Below are 25,739 nucleotides of genomic sequence, written 5' to 3'. Positions count from 1 at the left end.
CACGTTGGATGTAAACCAATACTTAGATATCTTTTTAGATGAAAGCAGAGAACACTTACAAACTTGTAATGAAAAACTTCTTGATTTAGAAAAGAACCCAACCGACTTGCAGCTAGTGAATGATATATTCAGAGCGGCTCACACATTGAAAGGCATGAGTGCAACGATGGGCTACGCTGATATGGCTCAGCTAACACATCATTTAGAAAACATGTTTGATGCCATTCGAAATGAACAAATGATTGTCACACCTGAGTCAATGGACACAATGTTTGAAGCACTTGATCACCTTGAAGCAATGGTTCAATCAATTGCAGAAGGCGGAGATGGGAAACGCGATGTCACAGAGATTAGTAAAAAGCTAGATGTGACAGGAAGCCATGCTGAGGCAGCTCCTAGTGTTGAAACAGCGGCTGTATCAGCGGCTGCTGCTAATGACTTAGACTATAACGAATTTGAACGAACAGTGCTTGATGAAGCGAGGGAACAAGGCTTTAAATGCTATGAACTCAATGTAACATTAAGTGACGCATGCCTATTAAAAGCCGTTCGTGTCTATATGATCTTTGAAAGACTGAACGAAGCAGGCGAGGTCGTCAAAACAGTTCCAAATGCAGAACTTTTAGAATCAGAAGATTTCGAATCTGAATTCAGTATTTCTTATTTATCTAAACAACCGATGGACGAAGTGAAAAAAATCGTGATGACGATCTCAGAAGTTGAACAAGTTGAGATCTCAGAAGTTTCTGCATTTGAAGAAGCGAATCCAGCTGAAAAACAAGAAGCAAAACCTGAACAGAAAAAAGAAGAAGTCTCCGTGCCTGCTGCGAAAGCACCAGCAAACGATGCACCAAAAGCAAATGGCAATAACGGTTCAGCTGCAGGAGGAACAAAAACGATTCGTGTCAACATCGATCGTCTAGACTCTCTTATGAATCTATTTGAAGAACTGGTGATTGACAGAGGCCGTTTAGAACAGATTGCCAAAGAGCTTGAAAATAACGAACTCACTGATACGGTCGAAAGAATGACACGTATTTCAGGCGATCTGCAATCGATCATCCTGAACATGAGAATGGTACCTGTAGAAACGGTGTTTAACAGGTTCCCGCGTATGATCCGTCAATTGACGAAAGAGCTCAATAAAAAAATTGAACTGATCATTGAAGGTGCTGATACTGAGCTTGATCGAACAGTCATCGACGAGATTGGAGATCCGCTCCTACACTTACTTAGAAACAGTCTAGATCACGGAATTGAATCGCCAGAAGAACGTGTGAAAAAAGGCAAGCCAGAAAAAGGAACCGTTCTATTAAAGGCGTATCATAGCGGAAACCACGTCTTCATTGAAGTAGAAGATGATGGCGGCGGAATTAACCGTAAGAAAGTGCTTGAAAAAGCATTAGAGCGCGGGGTTATTACAGAAAGAGAAGCGGAAACCATTGAAGATCATCAAATTGATTCATTGATCTTTGCAGCAGGATTCTCTACAGCTGATGAGATATCTGACATCTCAGGCCGCGGTGTAGGTCTTGACGTCGTGAAAAACAAGCTGGAATCACTAGGCGGATCTGTAAGCATCAACTCAACAGAGGGACAGGGCTCACTATTCTCGATCCAGCTTCCGCTTACATTATCGATTATTTCTGTACTTCTTGTAAAATTGGAAGAGGAAACATTTGCGATTCCGATTTCTTCTATTATTGAAACGGCTGTCATTAAGAAAAGCGACATCCTTCAAACGCATGATCGCGAAGTAATTGATTTCCGCGGATTTATCGTACCGGTCGTGTACTTGAAGAAACAATTCCACGTACCAAATGCGAATGAATTAGAGGAAGAACTGCACATCATCGTTGTTCGTAAAGGAGATAAGCTGACAGCATTTGTGGTCGATTCATTTATTGGTCAGCAAGAGGTTGTATTGAAATCACTAGGAGATTACCTGCCAAACGTGTTTGCGATCTCAGGCGCAACAATCCTAGGCGACGGTCAAGTTGCACTCATCGTTGACTGTAATGCACTGATCAAGTAAAAAACAATAGAGGAGCGGTCTGAAATGAGTACAGATATCAAAACTGGCGAAAAGATGATTGTGTTTATCGTAAACAAAAAAGAATACGCCATTTCAGTATCAGAAGTAAAGTCCATTGAAAAATGGCAGCAGCCGACAAGAGTCCCTGGCGTTGCCCCTTATATATGCGGTGTTATTAATCTGCGCGGTGTCGTGACGCCTGTCATCGATCTTAGAGTGAGACTTGGATCAAGTGACAACGAAATTACAGATGAAACAAGAATGATTATTGTACAAGTTGGTGACATTGAAGTCGGCTGGATTGTTGATGAAGCTAATGATGTCATTACAGTCCATCAAGAAGAAGTAGAATCTTCTCCTGAGTCAGCTGAAAAAGAAGGACAATCATGGGTAACAGGTATCATTAAGCATGATCAGCGTCTATTTAATATCATTCACCCTGGTGCTGTCCTCGACAAGAGCGTTCAAGATGCACCTGTTCATTAAGGAGGATGTGAAATGAGCATTTTCAATGAAATAAAAGATGAACAGCTGGATGTATTAAGAGAGGTTGGGAATATTGGAGCAGGCCACGCCGCGTCTGCTCTTGCCAGCCTTTTGGATCGCAAAATAGATATGGCTGTTCCGTTTGTCAAGGTTCTCTCGTTTGAAGAATTAATGGATTTCTTTGGCGGTGCAGACCTCCCAGTTGCAAGCATTTTCCTGCGAATGGAAGGAGATTTATCTGGCTCTATCTTTTTCATTATGCCCTTTGAGCAAGCTGAGCAATTTGTAAGAGAGCTTGTACGAGATCCAGCATTTGATATTGATACCATTCACGAGCATGTGATGGGGACGTCAGCACTACACGAGCTGGGAAATATTTTAGCAGGCTCTTATTTATCAGCCCTTGCCGATTTAACAAAATTGCAGCTTCACCCAAGTGTTCCAGATGTTACGCTCGATATGTTCGGGGCTGTCATTAGCGAAGGGTTAATGCAATTCAGTCCTCTAGGTGATCAGGCAATTGTGATTGATACATCAATTTTTGATGATCAAAATAAGCAAGAGCTGAAAGGAAATATGTTTCTATTACCAGACTTTGAATCGTTTGAAAAACTATTCAAAGCATTAGGTAACCTTTAATGAACGTTCAGATTCCGGCAGTTGTAAAGGTTGGTATAGCGGATGTTCAGCTTGTGAAAACACCGGACCGCATTCGGACATCCGGACTTGGTTCTTGTGTAGGGCTTGTTCTGTTTGATCAAGAAAAAAAACTGGCAGGTCTTGTCCATGTCATGCTTCCAGACTCATCCCTTGCAAAAGGGGCAGTGGAGAACTTGGCTAAATATGCAGATACAGGTGTCAAGCATACAATTGATCTGCTCCTTAAAGAAGGAGCGCGCAAACATGCGCTAAAGGCAAAACTTGCTGGTGGCGCAGAAATGTTTAAGTTTAAGTCAACCAATGATCTGATGAGAATTGGACCTAGAAACGTATCAGCTGTTAAAGAACATCTGTCTCTTTATCGCATCCCGATCATTAGTGAGGATACGGGCGGGAACAATGGTCGTACGATTGAATTTGACCCGCTTACGACAGAGCTTGAGATCCGCACTGTGAAGCAAGGCATTATGAAGATATAACTAAGGAAGTATAGGGGGAGAAAGATGCAATCCTTAAATTACGAAGATCAGGCGCTATGGGCTAGATGGAAAGAGTGGAAGGACCCAGCTGCTGGAGATGATCTTATGCGCCGCTATATGCCGCTCGTCACATATCATGTTGGAAGAATTTCCATCGGTCTCCCGAAGTCAGTGCATAAAGAAGACTTGATCAGTCTAGGGATGCTCGGTTTATATGATGCCCTTGAAAAATTCGACCCCGGAAGAGATCTGAAGTTTGATACATATGCATCCTTCAGAATCCGCGGGGCCATCATCGACGGTCTTCGTAAAGAGGACTGGCTGCCTCGTACATCAAGAGAAAAAACAAAAAAAGTAGAAGCGGCTATTGAAAAGCTTGAACAACGCTATTTACGAAATGTGACGCCAACAGAAGTGGCAGAGGAACTTGGCATGAGTGAACAGGATGTTGTCACAACAATGAATGAAGGTTTCTTTGCAAATCTGCTTTCAATCGACGAGAAGCTGCATGATCAAGAAGACGGTGAAAACGTCCAAGTCATGATTCGCGACGAGAAAACTGTGACACCTGAAGAGAAGATGCTGAAAGATGAATTAATAGAACAGCTTGCTGAAAAAATGACCGAGCTATCTGAAAAAGAAAAGCTCGTGATCAGTCTTTTCTATAAAGAGGAACTGACGTTAACGGAAATCGGTCACGTGCTCAATTTATCGACCTCACGCATTTCGCAAATTCATTCAAAGGCATTGTTCAAGCTTAAGCATCTGCTTGATAAAGCCATTCAATCTTAAAGAGTTAGTGAGTGAAAAAATATGTTATGGCTGATTAGCTTCATGCTTCATGCTGCACTTATTTATTTTGTGATCATTTTATATACGAGAATGAATTCGCTGAAGGCAACTGAACAAAAGCAGCGAGAACTTCTAGAAGAAACGGAAAATACCCTGGCTGCATTTTTGATGGAAGTCAAAGAAGAGAATGACAAACTATCAAAAGTGGCAGCCGCTTCCCCTGATTTTTCTGCTGAAGAGCTGAAAACAGATTTTCAGACACCAAAGCAGCCACAAACACCAATTGAATCCCAGCAATCGGTAGAAAGTGAAGATCCAGTACCAGAGCACTTGTCGGCTCTCCTTAGCGAAGTCGAAGTGCAGGAAGAGAAGGTAAACGAACCCGTTCCACATCTTGAATCAGACGCTTTTGCGTCTTCTGAAAGTGAAGTAGAAGAAACATTCGAGGACCAAGTGAAGACCTTATATGACCAAGGGCATTCGCTAGAAGAAATAGCGAAAGAACTGAAAACGGGCAAGACAGAAATCGAGCTTTTATTAAAATTTAGCGGAAAGCTGTAAAGGATTCTTGATTGTCAGTCCATCATGTGTTATATTATTTCTTGGTGTTAAATACACACGCTTAATGATTCATATGAAGGTGCTGCCGTGGCGCAGTTTTATGTGAACATGACTTGAGCGGAGGAAAAAAAACCATTATATTAGGAGGCAACAACATGTCAGTTATTTCTATGAAACAATTGCTAGAAGCTGGTGTTCACTTCGGTCACCAAACGCGCCGCTGGAACCCAAAAATGAAGCGTTACATCTTTACAGAGCGTAACGGTATCTACATCATCGATCTTCAAAAAACGGTGAAAAAAGTAGAGGAAGCTTACAACTTCACGAAAAACCTTGCTGCTGACGGAGGAAAAATCCTTTTCGTTGGTACGAAAAAGCAAGCACAAGATTCAGTGAAAGAAGAAGCAATCCGTTCTGGTATGTTCTATGTGAACCAACGCTGGCTTGGTGGAACTTTGACAAACTTTGAAACAATCCAAAAACGTATCAAACGTTTAAAAGATATTGAAAAAATGCAAGAAAACGGTACATTCGATGTTCTTCCTAAGAAAGAAGTCGTTCAACTGAAAAAAGAATTAGAACGTCTTGAAAAATTCCTAGGCGGAATCAAAGACATGAAAGGTCTTCCGGATGCACTTTTCATTATCGACCCTCGTAAAGAGCGTATTGCAGTTGCAGAAGCTCGTAAATTGAATATCCCAATCATCGGTATCGTTGACACAAACTGTGATCCAGACGAAATTGATGTTGTGATCCCTGCAAACGATGATGCAATCCGTGCTGTAAAACTTCTAACTGCTAAAATGGCAGATGCGATTCTTGAGTCTAAACAAGGCGAAGAAGAAGCTGTTGTAGAAGAAACGACAGAAACTGAAACAACAACTGCGTAACCTATTCAAAAGGTGATAAGAGGGAAATGCCTTTTATCACCTTTTTTTCACCTAGTAATCCGTGTTTTAACATAGAAGGAGGAAATGTAAAATGGCTATTACTGCTCAATTAGTTAAAGAACTGCGTCAAAAAACTGGTGCAGGTATGATGGACTGTAAAAAAGCGTTAACAGAAACTGATGGTGACATCGACAAAGCAATCGATCTTCTAAGAGAAAAAGGAATTGCAAAAGCTGCGAAAAAAGCAGACCGTATTGCTGCAGAAGGATTAACTCTTATCAAAACTGACGGCAACACAGGCGTGATCCTAGAAGTGAACTCTGAGACTGATTTCGTTTCGAAAAACGAAGGGTTCCAATCACTTCTTAACGAACTTGCTGATCATTTGCTTGCTGCTAAACCTGCAACAATTGAAGAAGCTCATGCTTCTAAAATGGAAAACGGTTCAACAGTTGAAGAGCATATCACATCTGCGATTGCGAAAATCGGAGAGAAAATCACTCTACGTCGTTTCTCTGTTATCACGAAAGAAGATAACGCAGCTTTCGGTTCTTACTTACACATGGGCGGACGCATCGGTGTGTTAGCTGTTCTTAACGGAACAACTGACGAAGAGCTTGCAAGAGACATCGCAATGCACGTTGCTGCTGTAAACCCTAAATACATTTCTCGTGACCAAGTGTCAGAAGAAGAAGCAAACCGTGAGCGCGAAGTATTAACGCAGCAAGCGCTTCAAGAAGGAAAACCTGAAAACATCGTAGCTAAAATGGTAGAAGGCCGTCTAAACAAATTCTTCGAAGAAATTTGCTTACTTGACCAAGCTTTCGTTAAAAACCCAGATGAAAAAGTGAAACAAGTAGTAGCTGCGAAAAACGCAAGCGTTCAAACTTATGTTCGCTATGAAGTGGGCGAAGGCATCGAGAAGCGTCAAGACAACTTTGCTGAAGAAGTGATGAGCCAAGTGAAAAAATAATGTTTGAAAAGCTCTCTGGGGCTTTTTTAGGGAGCACAAGCACTGTGTTCCCTATTTTTTAGAGGATATTGATTTACAAAAGGCAGTTTCTTACGCATAATAAGAGACGGTATAGTTTACACTTGGAGGTTATCATGAGCAAACCGAAATATAATCGCATTGTACTGAAGCTAAGTGGCGAAGCACTAGCAGGTGATGCTGGAAATGGAATTAACCCAACTGTCATTCATTCAATTGCAAAGCAAGTAAAAGAAATTGCAGAGCTAGATGTTGAGGTTGCAGTTGTTGTAGGCGGAGGAAACCTTTGGCGCGGTAAGACAGGTAGTGACTTAGGAATGGACCGTGCAACAGCAGACTACATGGGCATGCTGGCAACAGTGATGAATTCACTCGCGCTACAAGACAGCCTAGAAACGCTTGGCATTCAGTCTAGGGTACAAACCTCTATCGAAATGAGACAGGTTGCAGAACCATACATAAGAAGAAAAGCGATCCGTCATCTTGAGAAGAAACGTGTCGTAATTTTTGCTGCAGGTACTGGTAACCCTTATTTCTCTACAGATACAACGGCAGCACTTCGTGCAGCAGAAATTGAAGCAGATGTCATTTTAATGGCGAAAAATAATGTAGACGGTGTCTACAGTGCTGATCCTCGTACAGATGCGGATGCAGTAAAATATGACAAGCTTTCATATCTTGATGTGCTAAAAGAAGGGCTTGCAGTAATGGATTCTACTGCGTCCTCATTATGTATGGACAATGACATTCCATTAATCGTATTCTCTATTATGGAAGAAGGAAATATTAAACGTGCCGTAAATGGCGAATCAATTGGAACGATTGTGAGGGGGAAATAACGTGTCAAAAGAAGTATTGAACCAAACGAAAGAAAAAATGGAAAAAGCCGTTCAAGCATACGGACGTGAACTTGCAACTGTTCGTGCGGGCAGAGCAAATGCTTCATTGCTTGATAAAGTGACGGTTGATTATTACGGTGCACAAACACCACTTAACCAAATCGCGTCAATCACAGTGCCAGAAGCACGTATGCTGATTATCACACCTTATGATAAAACAGCTATCGGTGATATCGAAAAATCGATCCAAAAGTCTGATCTTGGCATCACGCCAACAAGTGACGGAAATGTGATCCGTATTGCGATTCCTGCACTAACAGAAGAAAGACGTAAAGAGCTTGTGAAAGTGGTAAGAAAATATTCAGAAGAAGCAAAAGTAGCTGTTCGTAATGTTCGTCGTGATGCAAACGATGAGTTGAAAAAGCTCGAGAAAAATGGTGAGATCACTGAAGATGAATTAAGATCATCAACAGAGGATGTTCAAAAATTGACAGATGAATATGTCGCTAAAATTGATGACGTGACGAAAGATAAAGAAAAAGAAATCATGGAAGTTTAAGAAAAAACTATGTACAATAGATAATAGTGAAAAGACCCTCTTCATGTTTACAGGGGGTTTTTTTGTTAATACTGTTGGTGACTATATTATTAGCGGAAACGCAACCTTTTTGGGTGATGGAGGAATCTCATGCTCAATATACTCAAAAATTGGAAGAATCAGCAAACTGCAGCTTCCAACTTAGAAAGTCTGACAAAAGAAGACATATTAAATGGAGAAATTCCTGAACATATCGCCATTATCATGGATGGGAACGGAAGATGGGCAAAAAAACGTGCTCTTCCGCGGGTAGCAGGACATCATGAAGGAATGAAAGTCGTCAAGCGCATGACAAAGCTTGCAAATGAGCTGAATGTCAAAGTGCTGACTTTGTATGCTTTCTCTACAGAAAATTGGAAGCGTCCAAAACTAGAAGTAGACTTTTTAATGAAACTTCCTGAAGAATTTTTAAACATCTACCTGCCCGAGCTCATCGAGGAAAATGTCCGTGTTCGCTTAACAGGTGATCCAGACGGCCTCCCGCAGCATACGAAAAGAGCGGTGGAGAACGCAGTAAAGAGTACGACGAATAACGACGGGCTCATTTTGAATTTTGCGCTCAACTATGGAGGGCGCACAGAAATCGTCTCCGCATGCAGACAAATTTCTGAAAAAGTCAAAGAAGGTAAGCTTCAAGCAGAAGACATCACAGAAGAGATGTTTTCAGCTTATTTAATGACAGAATCTCTTCAAGATCCGGATTTGCTTATTCGCACAAGTGGAGAAATTAGATTGAGCAACTTCATGCTTTGGCAAATTGCGTACAGCGAATTTGTCTTTACGGATGTGCTTTGGCCTGACTTTTCTGATGAGCATCTTATAGGCGCTATCGGAGAATACCAGCGCCGCGGCCGGAGGTTCGGTGGAATTTAGAGGGTGGTGCAGATGAAACAAAGAATTTTGACGGGTGTTTTGGCAGCTGCAGTCTTTTTACTTGCAGTTATATATGGACAGATGCCATTTACCCTGCTGATTTACTTAATGGGAAGTGTCGCTCTCTTTGAGCTTCTAAGAATGAAAAAGATATCGATTTTTAGCTTTCCTGGTATTGTCAGCTTAATATTGCTTTGGCTTTTAATGGGCGGAGAGAACAGCTTCTTCCCGAACGTAGACGCATCAAAAATGCAGATTGCTTTATTTGCAGTCTTAATTCTTTTAACTTATACAGTGTTGAGTAAAAACTCTTTCACATTCGATGAGGTTGCTTTTGTAATATTAGCGACATTATATATTGGCGTCAGTTTCTATTATTTTATTCAAATTAGAGGCTTATATGGCATGAGTGCGATCTTCTTCGCAGCAGTGATTATTTGGTCCACTGACTCAGGTGCCTATTTTATTGGGAAATCGATGGGGAAACGAAAGCTCTGGCCAGAGATCAGCCCAAACAAAACAGTAGAAGGATTTATCGGCGGAATCGTCACAGCGGTCGTGTTGTCATTTGTGTTTCAGGCGGTTACAGGATTTTTGCCATCATATCTGCTCGTTATGTTTATTACGCTTTTGCTCAGTATCTTTGGACAGCTTGGCGACCTTGTGGAATCTGCTTTAAAGCGTCATTACCACGTGAAGGATTCAGGGACAATTCTCCCTGGACATGGCGGGATTTTGGACAGGTTTGACAGCTTTTTATTCGTTCTGCCGTTTTTATATTTATTGCTTGCAACGTTTGCCAGCTAACCTCATAGAAACTTATTGAACGAGAGAAGGAGTGGCAATTTGAGATATATTTCGCTATTAGGCGCAACAGGATCAATTGGAGAACAAACATTAGATGTGATGAGGCAGCACCCAGACAAATTTAAGCTAAAAGCCATGACGTTTGGCCGAAATGTAGACAAAGCCATACCAATCATTGAACAGTTTCAGCCTGAATTTGTCGGTTGCTTAAGTGAAGAGGCCTATCACACGCTAAAAGGTCATTCATTTGAATACGATGTCAAAATGGCTGCTGGTGATGAAGCCAACATCGAAGCAGCGACCTATGATGCAGTGGACGTTGTGGTCAATGCCCTTGTCGGAAGTGTCGGGCTTGTTCCAACATTAAAGGCCATTGAACAAAAAAAGACGATTGCACTCGCAAATAAGGAAACACTTGTGACAGCTGGTCATATAGTAAAAGAGTACGCGAAAAGATATGATGTACCTTTACTTCCTGTCGATAGTGAGCATTCCGCTATTTTTCAATGCCTGCAAGGTGAACAAGCTAAAAACATTGAACGCTTAATCGTGACAGCCTCAGGTGGTAGTTTCCGAGATAAAAAACGAACTGAACTTGAAGGTGTTACGGTTGAAGAAGCGCTGAACCACCCAAACTGGTCGATGGGAGCGAAAATTACCATTGATTCAGCGACGATGATGAATAAAGGGCTCGAGGTGATTGAGGCACATTGGTTGTTTGATATACCGTATGAACAAATTGATGTGCTGTTACATAAAGAGAGCATTATCCATTCGATGGTGGAATTTCACGACAAAAGCGTCATGGCTCAGTTAGGGACACCTGACATGAGAGTGCCCATTCAATATGCACTCACATACCCTGACAGGGCGCCATTACCAGAAGCAAAATCATTGAACCTTTGGGAGATTGGACAATTGAATTTCCAAAAAGCGGATTTTGACAGGTATCGCTGCTTACATTTTGCTTATGAATCAGGTAAAATAGGAGGGACAATGCCTGCTGTGCTCAATGCAGCAAATGAAATGGCAGTCGATGCATTTCTGAAAGGCAAAGTAACATTCCTGCAAATTGAAGAATTGATTGAAAAGGCACTAAACAGACATCATGTGATTTCAACGCCTAGTTTGCAAGATATCCATGAAGTGGACAAAGATACACGAGACTTTGTTCAATCAATCCTCACATAAGGTGGTATGTTCGTGAATACAGTGATTGCGTTTATTATTATTTTTGGAACGCTCGTTTTTTTCCACGAGCTTGGCCATTTAATTATGGCGCAGCGAGCGGGGATTTTATGCCGTGAGTTCGCAATTGGTTTTGGGCCGAAGATTTTCTCCTTTAAACGAAAAGAAACCGTTTATACCATTAGACTTCTCCCTATTGGCGGATTTGTTAAAATGGCAGGAGAGGACCCTGAAGTCATTGAAATTAAACCAGGTCATACAGTGGGGCTCTTATTCAATGAGCAAAATGAAGTAGAAAAAATCATTTTAAATGATAAAGAAAAATATCCTGATGCACTTGTCATCGAAGTTGAGCAGATTGATTTAGATCATGCCATGAGAATCTCAGGATATGAAGCTGGAAATGAAGATATTTTGACTGGCTACAATGTAAGTCAAACAAGCTTTTATATTGCAGATGGTGAAGAGATTCAAATTGCACCGTACAATCGTCAATTTGGATCAAAAACGGTATGGCAGCGTATTAAAGCGATCGCAGCTGGACCGATTATGAACTTTATCTTGGCGTATGTGATTTTAGTTGCTTTAGGGTTTATTCAAGGGGTCACCGTTGATGATCCTGTACTCGGCAAGCTGACGAAAGACGGCCGAGCGGCAGAAGCTGGACTCATGCAGGGAGACCACATCGTGTCCATTAACGGGGATAAAATGAATTCTTGGACAGATGTCGTTCAAACCGTTCAAAAGAACCCTGAGAAAAAAATGAATGTCGTCATTGACCGAGACGGCAAAGAAAGCACTGTGCAGGTTGTACCAGAAGCTGTGAAAGCAGACGGAAAAAACATTGGCCGTTTCGGATCTTATCCGCCAACGGAAAATGGATTTCTGAAGGTTATTTCATCCTCAGGAACGACTGTGATTTCAACAGCAGGTCTGATTTTAACGAACTTACAAAAGATTGTCACAGGGCAATTTTCACTAGATATGTTAGCAGGTCCTGTTGGGATCTATGACATGACAGGAGAAGTAGCTAAGCAAGGTGTGTTAACATTAATGCAGTTTGCGGCGTTCCTTAGTATTAACTTAGGTATCGTGAATTTATTGCCGATTCCTGCACTAGACGGAGGACGTTTACTATTCTTGTTTGTTGAAGCCATTCGCGGTAAACCAATTAATCGTGAGAAAGAAGCACTTGTTGTCTTTATCGGTGTTGCATTCCTCATGCTGTTAATGCTAGTGGTTACGTGGAATGACATCCAGCGATTATTTTTATAAAACCAATGTCTCTTGTTTCTCATTACGGGAAACAAGAGTTTTTGTGAGAAGTCCTATTTCATAAATGAGGTGTAACGACATGAGACAATCCCTGACTTTCATACCAACTCTTCGAGAGGTGCCAGCAGATGCTGAGGCAAAAAGTCACCAGCTCTTAGTAAGAGCTGGGTTCATTAGACAAAACACAAGCGGAATCTATCATTATCTGCCGCTTGCTCATAAAGTCATCCAGCATATTCAATCCATCGTTCGCAAGGAGATGGAAAAGGCGGGAGCAGCTGAGCTGTTAATGCCAGTGCTGCAGCAGGCAGAAATGTGGCAAGAGTCAGGAAGATGGTATACATACGGTCCAGAATTGATGCGTATGAAAGATCGTCATGGCCGTGAGTTTGCACTTGGCCCAACGCACGAAGAAGTGATTACATCACTTGTACGCAGCGAAGTGAAATCGTATAAGAAGCTTCCTTTAACTCTTTATCAAATTCAATCAAAATTCCGCGACGAACAGAGACCGCGTTTTGGGCTACTACGCGGACGTGAATTTATTATGAAGGATGCGTACTCATTCCATTCTTCACCAGAAAGCCTTGATGACACTTACAACAAGATGTTTACAGCTTACTCCAATGTATTCTCAAAAGTAGGTCTTAATTTTAGACCAGTTATTGCAGATTCTGGTGCAATGGGAGGAAAAGATACACATGAGTTTATGGCACTGTCAGAAGTAGGAGAAGATACAATCGCATACTCTGATACATCTTCCTATGCTGCGAACATTGAAATGGCTGAAGCTGTATATCAAGGAGAAGAAGCAAATCCTGCGGACTTCAAAGAACTTGAAAAAGTCCATACACCGCAAGCAAAAACGATTCAAGACATCGCTGGATTTTTAGAAGTTGATCCTTCTCTTTGTATCAAGTCTGTTTTGTTTAAAGCAGATGATGCGTATGTTCTCATCCTGACGAGAGGCGACCATGAAGTAAATGATGTGAAAGTGAAAAACTTGGTAGGAGCACAGCTTGTAGAGCTTGCTACTCGCGAAGAAGTACTAGAAGTCATTGGAACAGAGCCTGGATTTGTTGGTCCAGTGAAGCTGGAAGCAGAAGTCGATATTTATGCAGACCTTGCGGTTAAAGGCATGACAAATGCTGTTGCAGGTGCAAACGAAGCGGATTATCACTATATCAATGTCAATCCTGCGCGTGATGTGTCAGTGAAAGAATTCACAGATCTCCGTTTGATCCAAGAAGGCGACGTTTCTCCAGATGGAGAAGGCACAATCCAGTTTGCTAAAGGGATTGAAGTAGGACAAGTCTTTAAACTAGGCACTCGTTATTCTGAGTCAATGGATGCGACGTACCTTGATGAGAATGGTCGAGCGCAGCCAATGATTATGGGCTGCTATGGTATTGGTATCTCTAGAACGCTTTCAGCGATTGTTGAACAGCATCACGATGAGAAAGGAATCATTTGGCCGGAAGCTGTTGCGCCATATGACCTTCATCTCCTTGCATTAAATATGAAAAACGATGCTCAAAAAGAGCTAGCTGAAACGTTATACGAGCGCTTAGAAGATGAGGGCTTTGACGTACTTTTCGATGACCGTCAGGAGCGAGCAGGCGTGAAATTTGCAGACAGTGATTTAATTGGGCTGCCAATTCGCATTAGCTGCGGAAAACGTTCAGAAGAAGGCATTGTTGAAGTGAAGTTTAGAAAATCAGGGGAATCACACGAAGTATCTGTTGATGAGCTGATTTCATTTATACGCCAAGCATAAAAAACGAACAAAAAAATGAAGGTACCTCCTGTAGAAAAGAGGTACCTTTCTGATTGACAAAAGGAGGGTCCTGTCTTGGATGAACAATTACCGATCACACGGCGGCAATTTCATATATTACTCAATCAGATTCAAATGACAGATGATGACCTCAGTCGTTACTTTGAAGAAGGAGAAATCGTCAAATTGACGGTGCATAAGGCGGCGAAAACGTGGCATTTCCTTTTTAAATTTAAGGCGCTTTTGCCTTACAAGGTATATGCAATGTTTCTCAGCAGGCTGACAAATGCATTTTCTCATATTGCACAAGTCACTTGCACGATTGAAGTCAATGATTCGAGCATCTCTGAAGAGCTCGTTCAATCGTATTGGTCACATTGTGTGGAAGAGCTTCAAGGAATTTCTCCTCCAATTATCAGCTTGCTTCAGCAGCAAAAACCATCGCTGTCTGGACATAAAATCATCATCAAAACGAAAAGCGAAACAGAGGCTTTGGCCATCAAGAAGAAGTACAGTCCAATGCTCCAGGCTGCTTTTAAACAAGTAGGCTTTCCAGAATTGCAATTTGATACAGAAATTTTTGTATCAGATCAAGAGATTCAGAAGTTCAGAGAACAAAAGCTTGCTGAAGATCAAGAAAGAGCGATGCAAGCCCTCACTGAGATGGAGAAGAAGGAAAGTGAGGAGCAGGAGGAAGGTCCGTCTGGCCCTCTCATGATTGGCTATCAAATTAAAGACAATGAAGAAATTCGTACGCTTGATAGTATTATGGATGAGGAAAGAAGAATCACCGTCCAGGGCTACGTATTCGATGCAGAAACGCGTGAGCTGAAAAGCGGCAGAACGCTTTGTATCTTTAAAATTACAGATTATACAAACAGTATTTTAATTAAAATGTTTGCAAGAGAAAAAGAAGATGCCCAACTGATGAAATCATTGAAAAAAGGCATGTGGGTCAAAGCAAGAGGAAGCATTCAAAACGATACGTTTGTCAGAGACCTTGTCATGATTGCCAATGACGTCAATGAAATGAAACCTCAGCTGAAAGAGGATACGGCACCTGAGGGTGAAAAGCGTGTCGAGCTTCATTTGCATTCCCCAATGAGTCAAATGGATGCTGTTACTGGCATTGGCAAGTTGGTGGAACAAGCAAAAAAATGGGGACATGAAGCGATTGCTCTGACGGATCATGCGGTTGTACAATCCTTCCCAGATGCCTATGCAGCAAGTAAAAAGCATGACATCAAAATGATGTATGGTGTGGAAATCAACTTGGTTGACGACGGAGTACCTATTGCCTATAATCCAGAGCACCGTTTGTTAGAGGATGCAACATATGTTGTATTTGACGTAGAGACAACTGGACTTTCAGCTGTGTATGACACGATTATTGAGCTGGCAGCAGTGAAAATAAAGGGCGGAGAAATCATTGACCGTTTTGAGGCATTTGCAAATCCTCATCACCCACTATCAGCGACAACGATCGAATTAACAGGTATCACGGATGATATGGTCAGAGATGCTCCAGATGTCGTCGATGTCGTACGGGATTTCAAAGAATGGATTGGACAAGATATACTTGTTGCGCACAATGCAAGCTTTGATATGGGCTTTTTAAATACAGCGTACAAACGCCTGTTAAAAACAGATAAAGCGTCAAACCCTGTGATTGATACACTGGAACTTGGCCGATTCCTTTACCCTGAATTTAAGAATCACCGGCTGAACACACTTTGTAAAAAGTTCGATATAGAACTGACGCAGCATCACCGGGCCATTTACGATGCAGAGGCGACAGGCTACCTCATGCTGAAAATGCTAAAAGATGCGGCTGAAAAGGATATTGCCTATCACGATCAATTGAATGAAAACATGGGTCAGTCTAATGCTTACCAGCGCTCACGTCCTTACCATGCCATTCTGATCGCACAAAATGAGACAGGGCTGAAAAATTTATTCAAGCTTGTTTCTCTTTCTCATATTCATTATTTCTACCGAGTGCCGCGCATTCCGCGCTCACAGCTTGAGAAATATCGAGAAGGTTTAATTATTGGGTCTGCCTGTGATAAGGGTGAAGTGTTTGAAGGGATGATGCAAAAATCACCTGATGAGGTGGAAGACATTGCAGCATTTTATGACTATTTAGAAGTTCATCCGCCAGAAGTGTATCAGCATCTGCTACAGCTGGAGCTTGTTCGAGATGAACGTGCGTTAAAAGAAATCATCACAAACATTGTGAAGCTTGGCGAAAAGCTGAATAAACCAGTCGTAGCAACCGGAAATGTGCATTATCTGCATCCAGAAGACAAAATTTATCGTAAAATCTTAATTTCATCACAAGGTGGAGCAAATCCGCTGAATCGTCATGAACTGCCAAAAGTTCATTTTAGAACGACAGATGAAATGCTTGAAGCATTCTCCTTTCTAGGAGAGGAAAAAGCGAAAGAGATCGTCGTGACGAATACGAAAAAAGTCTCTGAGATGGTCGAAAGCATTAAACCAATCAAAGATGACCTATACACACCAAAAATTGAAGGTGCAGATGAAGAAGTACGGGAAATGAGCTATCAAATGGCGCGCAGCATCTATGGAGATGATTTGCCGAAAATCGTAGAAGACCGTATTGAGAAAGAATTAAAAAGTATTATCGGGCATGGATTCGCCGTTATTTACTTAATCTCTCATAAGCTTGTAAAGAAATCACTTGATGACGGATATCTTGTTGGTTCAAGGGGATCTGTCGGCTCATCTCTTGTTGCAACTTTAACAGAGATTACCGAAGTGAACCCGCTTGCGCCGCATTATGTATGTCCAAGCTGTAAGCATTCCGAGTTCTTTAACGACGGATCTGTTGGTTCAGGCTTTGACCTTCCTGACAAGGACTGCCCGGAATGTGGCACGCCGTACAAAAAAGACGGGCATGATATTCCGTTTGAAACGTTCTTAGGTTTTAAAGGAGACAAAGTCCCTGATATCGACTTGAACTTCTCAGGTGAATATCAGCCGATTGCCCATAACTATACGAAAGAGCTGTTCGGTGAAGAGTATGTATACCGAGCAGGTACGATTGGTACTGTTGCAGAAAAAACAGCATATGGTTACGTGAAAGGCTACGCTGGAGATCATAATCTTCATATGAGGGGCGCAGAAATCGACCGGCTTGTACAAGGCTGTACAGGGGTAAAACGGACAACGGGCCAGCATCCAGGCGGTATTATTGTAGTGCCGGATTATATGGACATTTACGATTTCTCACCTATTCAATTTCCAGCAGATGCGACAGGTTCTGATTGGAAAACGACGCATTTTGATTTCCACTCAATCCATGACAACTTGCTCAAACTTGATATATTAGGGCACGATGATCCTACGGTTATTCGTATGCTTCAGGATTTAAGCGGAATTGATCCAAAGACGATTCCAACAGATGATCCAGAAGTGATGAAAATTTTCCAAGGAACAGAGCCTCTTGGTGTAACAGAGGAGCAAATTGGCTGTAAAACAGGTACACTCGGTATTCCAGAGTTTGGGACAAGGTTTGTTCGGCAAATGCTTGAGGATACAAAACCAACAACCTTCTCAGAGCTTGTTCAGATCTCTGGATTATCACACGGGACGGATGTATGGCTCGGGAACGCGCAAGAGCTCATTCACAATAAAACGTGTGAACTAAGTGAAGTGATTGGGTGCCGTGACGATATTATGGTCTATCTCATCTATCAGGGCTTAGAGCCGTCACTTGCCTTTAAAATCATGGAGTCTGTTCGTAAAGGAAAAGGACTTCCCCCTGAATGGGAAGAAGAAATGAAGAATAATAATGTACCGAACTGGTATATTGATTCTTGTAAAAAGATCAAATACATGTTCCCTAAGGCCCACGCAGCTGCTTATGTATTAATGGCTGTACGGATTGCCTACTTTAAGGTGCATCATGCACTTTTATACTATGCGGCTTACTTTACCGTTCGTGCAGATGACTTTGATATTGAAACAATGACAAAAGGATCGAATGCGATTCGAGCGGTCATGGACGATATTAACTCAAAAGGTTTAGATGCATCACCGAAAGAAAAGAACCTATTAACTGTACTAGAGCTTGCCCTTGAAATGTGTGAAAGAGGCTACCATTTCAAAAAAGTGGATCTCTATCGATCAAGTGCAACAGAGTTTATCATTGATGGAGATGGATTAATTCCGCCATTCAACTCAATCCCTGGACTCGGAACGAACGTTGCGTTAAATATTGTTCGCGCACGTCAAGATGGGGAATTCCTTTCAAAAGAGGATTTACAAAAACGCGGAAAAGTGTCGAAAACGATTCTAGAATATTTAGATCGTCAAGGCTGCTTAGAAGCACTTCCTGATCAAAACCAGCTTTCTTTGTTTTAATGCGATCAATGAAGAGCGCCCTTAAAGGGGCGTTTCTTTTTTATATATACAATAATATTATTATGTTAACTAATAAAGAATTTCCACCAAATGGAATCATTTTCTAATTCAATCATATACCTTGATTTAGCGTGATGTTTTAAAAGAAGAGATTGTATGTCATTCTTTCTACCCAAATAGAGCAAAAAAGAGAATTTCGCCGTCTGAAATGTTCTCAATCGACATATGATCATTCTGGGTACAGTCACAGAAAGAATCAAGAGAAAAAAACTTCGATGAGCGCAAAGCTGATTGCTGTTTACTATGCTTATTTTTGAAACATATTTGATTCTTTTCAAAGCTGTTCAAATCACGTTCTGAATCAAAGGAGGTGGCTTGTCTATTCATGTTTGACTAAATAGAAGGGGTGAGTCATACAGAAATGGCATCGTATAACTATGTAGAGGTTCTTCAAAAATCCTTGTTGTTTTATGAAGCGCAGCGGTCTGGAAAACTGCCTAAAAGCAGCCGTCTCAACTGGCGGGGAGATTCTGGACTAGAGGACGGGAAGGATGTAGGGCATGACTTAACTGGCGGCTGGTATGACGCAGGTGATCATGTGAAATTTGGACTTCCAATGGCGTACTCAGCAGCTGTGCTTGCATGGACAGTATATGAATACCGAGAAGCCTATGAAGAGGCAGAACTGCTTGATGACATCCTCGATCAAATCAGGTGGGCAACAGATTATTTTTTGAAAGCTCATACAGGTCCGAACGAGTTTTGGGCGCAGGTAGGTGATGGGAACGCTGATCATGCTTGGTGGGGACCGGCAGAAGTGATGCCGATGAGCCGGCCAGCTTTTAAAATTGATGAAAATTGTCCAGGAACAGAAGTGGCCGCACAAACTGCGGCAGCTTTAGCAGCGGGCTCTATCATTTTTAAAGAGACAGATGCCCCTTATGCAGCAAAGCTTCTGACGCACGCGAAACAGCTGTATGCATTTGCGGACAGGTATCGCGGCGAGTATACAGATTGTGTCACAAACGCTCAGCCGTTTTACAACTCATGGAGCGGCTATATTGATGAACTCATTTGGGGCGGAATCTGGCTGTACTTGGCAACAAATGAAGAAACCTATTTAAATCAAGCATTAAAAGCAGTAGAGGAATGGCCGAAGGATTGGGATTATACGTTTACCATGTCTTGGGACAATACTTTTTTTGCTTCGCAAATCTTACTCGCCAGAATCACGAAAGAGAATCGATTTATAGAATCGACAGAGCGTAATCTTGATTACTGGACCACAGGTTTTGTTCAAAATGGAAAAGTCGAAAGAATCACTTATACGCCTGGCGGTTTGGCATGGCTTGATCAATGGGGCTCGCTTCGTTATACAGCAAATGCAGCATTTTTAGCCTTTGTTTACGCTGATTGGGTGTCAGATGAAGAAAAAAAGAATCGATACCAAACGTTTGCGATCAACCAAACTCACTATATGCTTGGTGATAATCCGCTTAATAGAAGCTATGTCGTTGGGTTTGGCCAGAACCCGCCGAAGCATCCACACCACCGAACTGCACACGGTTCATGGTCTAATCAACTGACAAATCCTTCGAATCATCGTCACACTCTTTATGGGGCGCTCGTTGGCGGACCTAATGCACAGGATCAATATGACGATGACATCTCTGATTATGTATCAAACGAGGTGGCGACGGACTATAATGCCGCTTTTACAGGAAATATAGCCAAAATGGTACAGCTGTTTGGAAAAGGGCAATCAAAGCTGCCCAATTTCCCGCCTCAAGAACAACCAGAGGATGAGTTTTTTGTAGAGGCAGCATTGATGAATAACGATGCAACATCTACTCAAGTAAAGGCGGTTCTATACAACCGGTCCGGATGGCCGGCGAGACGTAGTCAAACGCTCTCCTTTAGATATTATGTCAATCTGAGTGAGGTCTTTTCAAAGGGATTCACTGAAAAAGATATTCAAGTGACAACCGCCTACAATGAAGGCGCTTCCTTATCTCCGCTCAAGGTATATGACGCATCAGCTCACGTGTATTATGCAGAAATTGATTTTACGGGCGTAGCGATTTTTCCTGGAGGAGAATCAGAGCATAAGAAGGAAATACAATTTCGATTATCTGCACCAAATGGGTCGAATATATGGGATGCCTCAAATGATTATTCCTTTCAAGGCTTAACATCCAATATGCAAAAAACACCGAGAATTCCTGTTTTTGATGATGGTGCTTTAGTATTTGGTACACTTCCAGACAAATAAAAATCAAGATTTTTTGAAAGGGTGAAGGATTTGTCAAACAAAGAACGGTTTTTAACGCTTTATCATCAAATTAAAAGTGATGGGAATGGATATTTTTCATCAGAAGGAATTCCGTATCATTCAATTGAGACGCTTATTTGCGAAGCGCCTGATTATGGGCATATGACAACGTCAGAAGCGTATAGCTATTGGCTGTGGCTAGAGGTGTTGTACGGACATTACACAGGGGATTGGAGCAAATTAGAGGCAGCCTGGGACAATATGGAGAAGTACATCATCCCAGTAAATGAAGATGGAAATGATGAGCAGCCGCATATGAGCGCCTACAATCCTTCTAGCCCAGCCACATACGCAGCGGAAAAACCATATCCAGATCAATATCCTAGTCAGCTGAGCGGAGCTCGTCCTGCTGGTCAAGATCCGATTGATGGTGAATTGAAATCAACCTATGGAACGAATGAAACGTATTTAATGCACTGGCTGCTTGATGTCGATAACTGGTATAAATATGGGAACTTACTCAATCCATCACATACAGCCGCATATGTGAACACGTTCCAGCGCGGGCCGCAGGAATCTGTATGGGAGGCGATCCCACATCCATCACAAGATGATCAATCTTTTGGGAAGCCAAATGAAGGCTTTATGAGCTTGTTCACAAAAGAAAACCAAGCACCAGCTGCTCAGTGGCGCTATACCAATGCGACGGATGCTGATGCGCGTGCAATACAAGCGATGTATTGGGCAAAGGAACTCGGCTACAATAATTCAACCTATCTTGATAAAGCGAAAAAAATGGGTGATTTTCTCCGTTACGGTATGTACGATAAGTATTTTCAAACGATTGGAAGCGGCAAGCAAGGGAATCCGTACCCTGGAAACGGAAAGGGTGCCTGTCATTACTTAATGGCGTGGTATACCTCTTGGGGCGGAGGACTTGGCGACTATGCAAACTGGTCATGGCGTATCGGAGCGAGCCACTGCCACCAAGGGTATCAAAACCCTGTCGCCGCTTATGCTTTGTCCTCAGACAAAGGTGGTTTAAAGCCATCTTCCGCTACCGGTGCAAGCGATTGGGAAAAAACATTAAAAAGGCAGCTTGAATTTTATGTATGGCTTCAATCAAAAGAGGGAGCGATAGCAGGAGGCGCAACCAATAGCTGGAATGGAGACTATAGTGCATATCCGGCGGGAAGAAGTACTTTTTACGATATGGCATACGAGGATGCACCTGTTTACCATGATCCACCTTCTAATAACTGGTTTGGGATGCAGGCATGGCCGATGGAACGCGTAGCAGAGCTTTATTATATTTTTGTGAAAGATGGAGACAAAACTTCTGAAAATGTCCAAATGGCGAAATCTTGTATCACAAAATGGGTCGACTATGCATTAGATTACATTTTTATCGGCAGCCGTCCTGTGTCGGATGAAGAGGGGTATTTCTTAGATGACCAAGGACAAAGAATTCTAGGAGGAACAAATGCTGCTGTGGCTACAACGAGTGCACCTGGCGAGTTTTGGCTTCCTGGAAATATTGCATGGAGCGGACAGCCTGATACTTGGAATGGGTTCCAGTCTGCAACAGGAAATCCAAACCTAACAGCTGTCACAAAAGATCCAACTCAGGATACGGGCGTACTAGGGAGTCTCGTCAAGGCTTTAACATTCTTTGCTGCTGCTACTAAGCTAGAAACAGGGGATTATACAGCGCTTGGCGTAAAAGCGAAAGATGCAGCCGCACAGCTCCTTGAGGTGGCGTGGAATTACAATGATGGCGTGGGCATTGTGACAGAGGAAGACAGAGAGGACTATGACCGCTTCTTTAAAAAAGAAGTGTATTTCCCAAATGGTTGGAGCGGGACCTTTGGTCAAGGGAATCAGATTCCTGGATCAAGCACTATTCCTTCTGATCCGCAGCGAGGAGGTAATGGGGTCTATACGAGTTTTGCTGATCTTCGTCCGAACATTAAACAAGATCCAGCATGGTCTTCACTCGAGAGTAAATATCAGTCTTCATTTAATGAAGCAACAGGCAAATGGGAGAATGGGGCACCGGTTTTCACCTATCACCGTTTTTGGTCACAAGTGGATATGGCCACTGCCTACGCAGAATATCATCGTCTAATCAACTAGCAGGTGAAATTTAAGCTGCCGGTTTCTTTGAGCCGGCAGTTTGTTTAAGAAATATAAATACAGTGAAGATAAGGGTGTTTTTACATGGTCAAAGAAAGAAGTTTTCTTCATCAATCAATAAACAAGGGCGAAAATGAGCAGATCAATCTGATGTGGAAAAAAGAGGCGAATGATCGAATCTCAGAGCATAGACAAAGAGATCTTGAAATAAACGTCACAAATCACGATAAAAAGCCAATAGCAGGAATAGAGGTTGAGTTGAAGCAAATTAGGCATGAATTTGCATTTGGTTCAGCGATGAATGACCAAGTGTTATTTAATCAACAATATGCCGATTTTTTTGTGAAGCATTTTAATTGGGCTGTTTTTGAAAATGAGGCAAAATGGTATGCAAATGAGCCGGAAAGAGGGAGAATCACCTACGAAAAAGCAGATGCGATGCTGAATTTTGCAGATAAACATCAACTTCCAGTAAGGGGGCACGCTTTATTTTGGGAGGTAGAGGATGCCAATCCAAGCTGGCTGAGGTCACTACCGAATCACGAAGTGTATGAAGCCATGAAAAACCGGCTTGAGCATGCGGGCAATCACTTTAAAGGAAGATTCCGTCACTGGGATGTAAACAATGAAATGATGCATGGTTCATTTTTTAAAGACCGCTTCGGGAAAAATATTTGGAAATGGATGTATGAAGAAACGAAAAAAATTGACCCTCAAGCACGATTGTTTGTGAATGATTATAATGTGATCTCATATGGTGAGCACCATGCTTATAAAGCACATATCAATGAACTTCGTCAGTTAGGCGCACCTATTGAGGCGATTGGTGTACAAGGGCATTTTGAAGAACGGGTCGATCCAGCCGTTGTAAAAGAGAGGCTCGATGTGCTTGCTGAGCTTGGACTTCCTATATGGGTTACAGAGTACGACTCTGTTCACCCTGACGCTAATAGAAGAGCGGATAACCTAGAGGCTTTATATCGCGTCGCATTTAGTCATCCAGCCGTAAAAGGAGTGCTAATGTGGGGATTTTGGGCAGGTGCCCATTGGAGAGGTGAGCATGCGGCCATCGTGAATTACGATTGGTCTTTAAATGAAGCAGGTAGACGTTACGAAAAGCTTCTAAATGAGTGGACGACACAAAGAGTTGAAAAAACAGATGCTAATGGCAATGTGACATGTCGAGCATTTCACGGGACATATGAGATTCGAATCGGTAAAGAAAGTAAACTGTTGAAACAGCAGACAATTGAACTTGATTCAAATGAACAAACACCACTTCGGCTAGATGTGATCATACCTGAAGAAGGATAGATTGTGAGGAGAATGTAAATGAAAAAGTGGACTCAAAGAGTGTCCTTCTTCATACTTGTGGTCGCTATATGGGCCGGATGGTTTTCACTGACGATTAAAGCCGCCGCTTATGTACAGACGTCTGGCACACAATTTACGCTGAACAATCAACCATTTTACTTTGCTGGTACAAATAATTACTATTTCCATTACAAATCTAAAAAGATGGTAGATGCAGTGTTCGATGATATGAAAGCAATGAATTTAAAGGTCTTACGTATTTGGGGATTTCACGACGGAGCCCCTCAAGAAAACTCCGTTTTACAATCTAGTCCAGGGGTCTATGAAGAATCGGGTTTTCAAAAACTAGATTATGCGATTTATAAAGCGGGGCAGGAAGGAATAAAACTTGTCATCCCACTAGTGAACAATTGGGATGACTTTGGCGGGATGAATCAATACGTAAAGTGGTTCAATGCAGGATCACATGATGCCTTTTATACAGATCCTCGTATTCAACATGCTTACAAAAATTATGTGCGTTATGTTTTAGAAAGAACGAATACGTACACAGGTGTTCAATATAAGGACGATCCAGTTATTATGACTTGGGAGCTAGCCAATGAGCCGCGTGTGCAGTCAGATCCAACGGGTAATATACTAGTCAAATGGGCAGATGAAATGAGTACATGGATCAAATCGCTGGATCGTCACCATCTTGTTGCAGTAGGAGATGAAGGGTTTTTTCGCATACCAGGCCATGAAGATTGGTTTTACAGAGGCGGAGAAGGCGTCGATTGGGACCGTTTGACAGCTCTCTCTAATATCGATTATGGAACCTACCATCTGTACCCAGATCATTGGAACAAGTCTGCTGCTTGGGGAGTGAAATGGATCGAAGACCATATCACCCGCGGGAAGTCAATCGGAAAACCAGTTGTGTTAGAAGAGTTTGGCTATCAAAATCAATCAGCACGTCCTGACGTATACCAAAGCTGGCTGTCAGCGGTTGAGCGGCTCGGAGGGGCTGGTAGTCAATTTTGGATTTTAACAAGCATTCAAGACGATGATTCTCTCTATCCCGATTATGACGGTTTCCGCATCATAAAAGGGAGCAGGGAGGCAGCCCTTATCAGTGAACATGCGAAAAGAATGAACGAAAAGAACTGATGGCGAATGCTTGCTGAATAAGGAACTTCATTTGCTGTTTATATTGCTTAAACCAAGTTTTCAGAAAGGATCAAGTGACAGAAGGTATTTATGAGATTTCGTTCCCCATAAAAAAGGAGGTGGTTATTTTTATTTTTTATCTTAATTTGTAAAAAACATTTCCAATAACTTGACTAAATGGAAATTTAATTCTATACTCTGTAGTACAGAGTTCTTTGTGGAAGAGGA

The 25,739-nt window shown here is 42.0% G+C and carries 20 protein-coding genes; all 20 read left to right on the top strand.

The window, feature by feature from the left end:
* The first annotated feature begins 4 nt into the window (after positions 1–4).
* The 20 genes from MHH40_RS02510 to MHH40_RS02415 all read left to right on the top strand — a co-directional run bounded on the left by MHH40_RS02510 (position 5) and on the right by MHH40_RS02415 (position 25,511).
* Positions 5–2,035, top strand: coding sequence for a chemotaxis protein CheA (locus tag MHH40_RS02510; RefSeq protein ID WP_003212481.1), 2,031 nt, complete (start codon positions 5–7; stop codon positions 2,033–2,035).
* A 24-nt stretch (positions 2,036–2,059) separates the two neighbouring features.
* Complete coding sequence (locus MHH40_RS02505) at positions 2,060–2,521, top strand: chemotaxis protein CheW (protein ID WP_003211606.1); 462 nt, start codon at positions 2,060–2,062, stop codon at positions 2,519–2,521.
* A gap of 12 nt (positions 2,522–2,533) precedes the next feature.
* Positions 2,534–3,160, top strand: coding sequence for a chemotaxis protein CheC (locus tag MHH40_RS02500; protein WP_003211405.1), 627 nt, complete (start codon positions 2,534–2,536; stop codon positions 3,158–3,160).
* Positions 3,160–3,660, top strand: a complete 501-nt coding sequence (locus MHH40_RS02495) for a chemotaxis protein CheD (RefSeq protein WP_003212153.1) — start codon at positions 3,160–3,162, stop codon at positions 3,658–3,660. The genes MHH40_RS02500 and MHH40_RS02495 overlap by 1 nt, the downstream gene beginning before the upstream one ends.
* Positions 3,661–3,684: 24 nt before the next feature.
* On the top strand, positions 3,685–4,452 hold the full coding sequence (locus MHH40_RS02490) for a FliA/WhiG family RNA polymerase sigma factor (RefSeq protein ID WP_012009976.1): 768 nt from the start codon (positions 3,685–3,687) through the stop codon (positions 4,450–4,452).
* Positions 4,453–4,473: 21 nt separating this feature from the next.
* A complete protein-coding gene (locus MHH40_RS02485; protein ID WP_050945035.1) occupies positions 4,474–5,013 on the top strand; it encodes a Swarming motility protein SwrB in 540 nt (179 codons plus the stop codon).
* A gap of 155 nt (positions 5,014–5,168) precedes the next feature.
* The gene (rpsB, locus tag MHH40_RS02480) at positions 5,169–5,903 is read left to right on the top strand and encodes a 30S ribosomal protein S2 (RefSeq protein WP_003212093.1); all 735 of its coding nucleotides are present in this window, start codon (positions 5,169–5,171) and stop codon (positions 5,901–5,903) included.
* Positions 5,904–5,994: 91 nt separating this feature from the next.
* Entirely contained in the window at positions 5,995–6,876 is an 882-nt protein-coding gene (gene tsf, locus MHH40_RS02475; protein WP_003211584.1) for a translation elongation factor Ts, read from the top strand.
* A gap of 134 nt (positions 6,877–7,010) precedes the next feature.
* Positions 7,011–7,733, top strand: a complete 723-nt coding sequence (gene pyrH / locus MHH40_RS02470; protein WP_003210919.1) for a UMP kinase — start codon at positions 7,011–7,013, stop codon at positions 7,731–7,733.
* A gap of 1 nt (position 7,734) precedes the next feature.
* Positions 7,735–8,292, top strand: a complete 558-nt coding sequence (gene frr / locus MHH40_RS02465) for a ribosome recycling factor (RefSeq protein ID WP_003212469.1) — start codon at positions 7,735–7,737, stop codon at positions 8,290–8,292.
* Positions 8,293–8,421: 129 nt separating this feature from the next.
* Positions 8,422–9,204 carry an isoprenyl transferase gene (locus MHH40_RS02460; RefSeq protein WP_003212321.1) on the top strand — a complete coding sequence of 261 codons (783 nt, stop codon included), beginning with the start codon at positions 8,422–8,424 and terminating at the stop codon, positions 9,202–9,204.
* Between the two features lie 12 nt (positions 9,205–9,216).
* On the top strand, positions 9,217–10,011 hold the full coding sequence (locus MHH40_RS02455; protein ID WP_044141895.1) for a phosphatidate cytidylyltransferase: 795 nt from the start codon (positions 9,217–9,219) through the stop codon (positions 10,009–10,011).
* A gap of 39 nt (positions 10,012–10,050) precedes the next feature.
* A complete protein-coding gene (gene dxr / locus MHH40_RS02450) occupies positions 10,051–11,202 on the top strand; it encodes a 1-deoxy-D-xylulose-5-phosphate reductoisomerase (RefSeq protein ID WP_003211521.1) in 1,152 nt (383 codons plus the stop codon).
* A gap of 6 nt (positions 11,203–11,208) precedes the next feature.
* Positions 11,209–12,474 carry an RIP metalloprotease RseP gene (gene rseP / locus MHH40_RS02445; protein ID WP_106055909.1) on the top strand — a complete coding sequence of 422 codons (1,266 nt, stop codon included), beginning with the start codon at positions 11,209–11,211 and terminating at the stop codon, positions 12,472–12,474.
* A gap of 79 nt (positions 12,475–12,553) precedes the next feature.
* The gene (locus tag MHH40_RS02440) at positions 12,554–14,251 is read left to right on the top strand and encodes a proline--tRNA ligase (RefSeq protein WP_050945032.1); all 1,698 of its coding nucleotides are present in this window, start codon (positions 12,554–12,556) and stop codon (positions 14,249–14,251) included.
* 135 nt (positions 14,252–14,386) lie between these two features.
* Positions 14,387–18,640, top strand: coding sequence for a PolC-type DNA polymerase III (locus MHH40_RS02435; RefSeq protein WP_233421743.1), 4,254 nt, complete (start codon positions 14,387–14,389; stop codon positions 18,638–18,640).
* Between the two features lie 421 nt (positions 18,641–19,061).
* Positions 19,062–20,912, top strand: a complete 1,851-nt coding sequence (locus MHH40_RS02430) for a glycoside hydrolase family 9 protein (RefSeq protein WP_050945028.1) — start codon at positions 19,062–19,064, stop codon at positions 20,910–20,912.
* Between the two features lie 30 nt (positions 20,913–20,942).
* Complete coding sequence (locus tag MHH40_RS02425; RefSeq protein ID WP_003210908.1) at positions 20,943–23,048, top strand: glycoside hydrolase family 48 protein; 2,106 nt, start codon at positions 20,943–20,945, stop codon at positions 23,046–23,048.
* An 84-nt stretch (positions 23,049–23,132) separates the two neighbouring features.
* Entirely contained in the window at positions 23,133–24,362 is a 1,230-nt protein-coding gene (locus MHH40_RS02420) for an endo-1,4-beta-xylanase (RefSeq protein ID WP_003211457.1), read from the top strand.
* 18 nt (positions 24,363–24,380) lie between these two features.
* Positions 24,381–25,511: a glycoside hydrolase 5 family protein gene (locus MHH40_RS02415; RefSeq protein WP_050945026.1), complete on the top strand. Its 1,131-nt coding sequence runs from the start codon at positions 24,381–24,383 to the stop codon at positions 25,509–25,511.
* Positions 25,512–25,739: the final 228 nt, after the last annotated feature.

This window comes from Bacillus sp. FSL K6-2431, assembly GCF_038005165.1.
Classification (GTDB): Bacteria; Bacillota; Bacilli; order Bacillales; family Bacillaceae; genus Bacillus; species Bacillus pumilus.
Note: the sequence above shows the minus strand (reverse complement) of the source record. Positions and strands in the feature narration are given on the sequence as shown.

What these genes read in the sequence shown, in the direction of transcription:
- MHH40_RS02415 (WP_050945026.1), top strand. Translation starts at nt 24,381, where the DNA reads ATGAAAAAGTGGACTCAAAGAGTGTCCTTCTTCATACTTGTGGTCGCT.
- MHH40_RS02430 (WP_050945028.1), top strand. Translation starts at nt 19,062, where the DNA reads ATGGCATCGTATAACTATGTAGAGGTTCTTCAAAAATCCTTGTTGTTT.
- MHH40_RS02440 (WP_050945032.1), top strand. Translation starts at nt 12,554, where the DNA reads ATGAGACAATCCCTGACTTTCATACCAACTCTTCGAGAGGTGCCAGCA.
- rpsB (WP_003212093.1), top strand. Translation starts at nt 5,169, where the DNA reads ATGTCAGTTATTTCTATGAAACAATTGCTAGAAGCTGGTGTTCACTTC.
- MHH40_RS02435 (WP_233421743.1), top strand. Translation starts at nt 14,387, where the DNA reads ATGACAGATGATGACCTCAGTCGTTACTTTGAAGAAGGAGAAATCGTC.
- MHH40_RS02495 (WP_003212153.1), top strand. Translation starts at nt 3,160, where the DNA reads ATGAACGTTCAGATTCCGGCAGTTGTAAAGGTTGGTATAGCGGATGTT.
- MHH40_RS02460 (WP_003212321.1), top strand. Translation starts at nt 8,422, where the DNA reads ATGCTCAATATACTCAAAAATTGGAAGAATCAGCAAACTGCAGCTTCC.
- pyrH (WP_003210919.1), top strand. Translation starts at nt 7,011, where the DNA reads ATGAGCAAACCGAAATATAATCGCATTGTACTGAAGCTAAGTGGCGAA.
- MHH40_RS02505 (WP_003211606.1), top strand. Translation starts at nt 2,060, where the DNA reads ATGAGTACAGATATCAAAACTGGCGAAAAGATGATTGTGTTTATCGTA.
- MHH40_RS02455 (WP_044141895.1), top strand. Translation starts at nt 9,217, where the DNA reads ATGAAACAAAGAATTTTGACGGGTGTTTTGGCAGCTGCAGTCTTTTTA.
- MHH40_RS02420 (WP_003211457.1), top strand. Translation starts at nt 23,133, where the DNA reads ATGGTCAAAGAAAGAAGTTTTCTTCATCAATCAATAAACAAGGGCGAA.
- MHH40_RS02490 (WP_012009976.1), top strand. Translation starts at nt 3,685, where the DNA reads ATGCAATCCTTAAATTACGAAGATCAGGCGCTATGGGCTAGATGGAAA.
- MHH40_RS02500 (WP_003211405.1), top strand. Translation starts at nt 2,534, where the DNA reads ATGAGCATTTTCAATGAAATAAAAGATGAACAGCTGGATGTATTAAGA.
- MHH40_RS02485 (WP_050945035.1), top strand. Translation starts at nt 4,474, where the DNA reads ATGTTATGGCTGATTAGCTTCATGCTTCATGCTGCACTTATTTATTTT.
- rseP (WP_106055909.1), top strand. Translation starts at nt 11,209, where the DNA reads ATGTTCGTGAATACAGTGATTGCGTTTATTATTATTTTTGGAACGCTC.
- tsf (WP_003211584.1), top strand. Translation starts at nt 5,995, where the DNA reads ATGGCTATTACTGCTCAATTAGTTAAAGAACTGCGTCAAAAAACTGGT.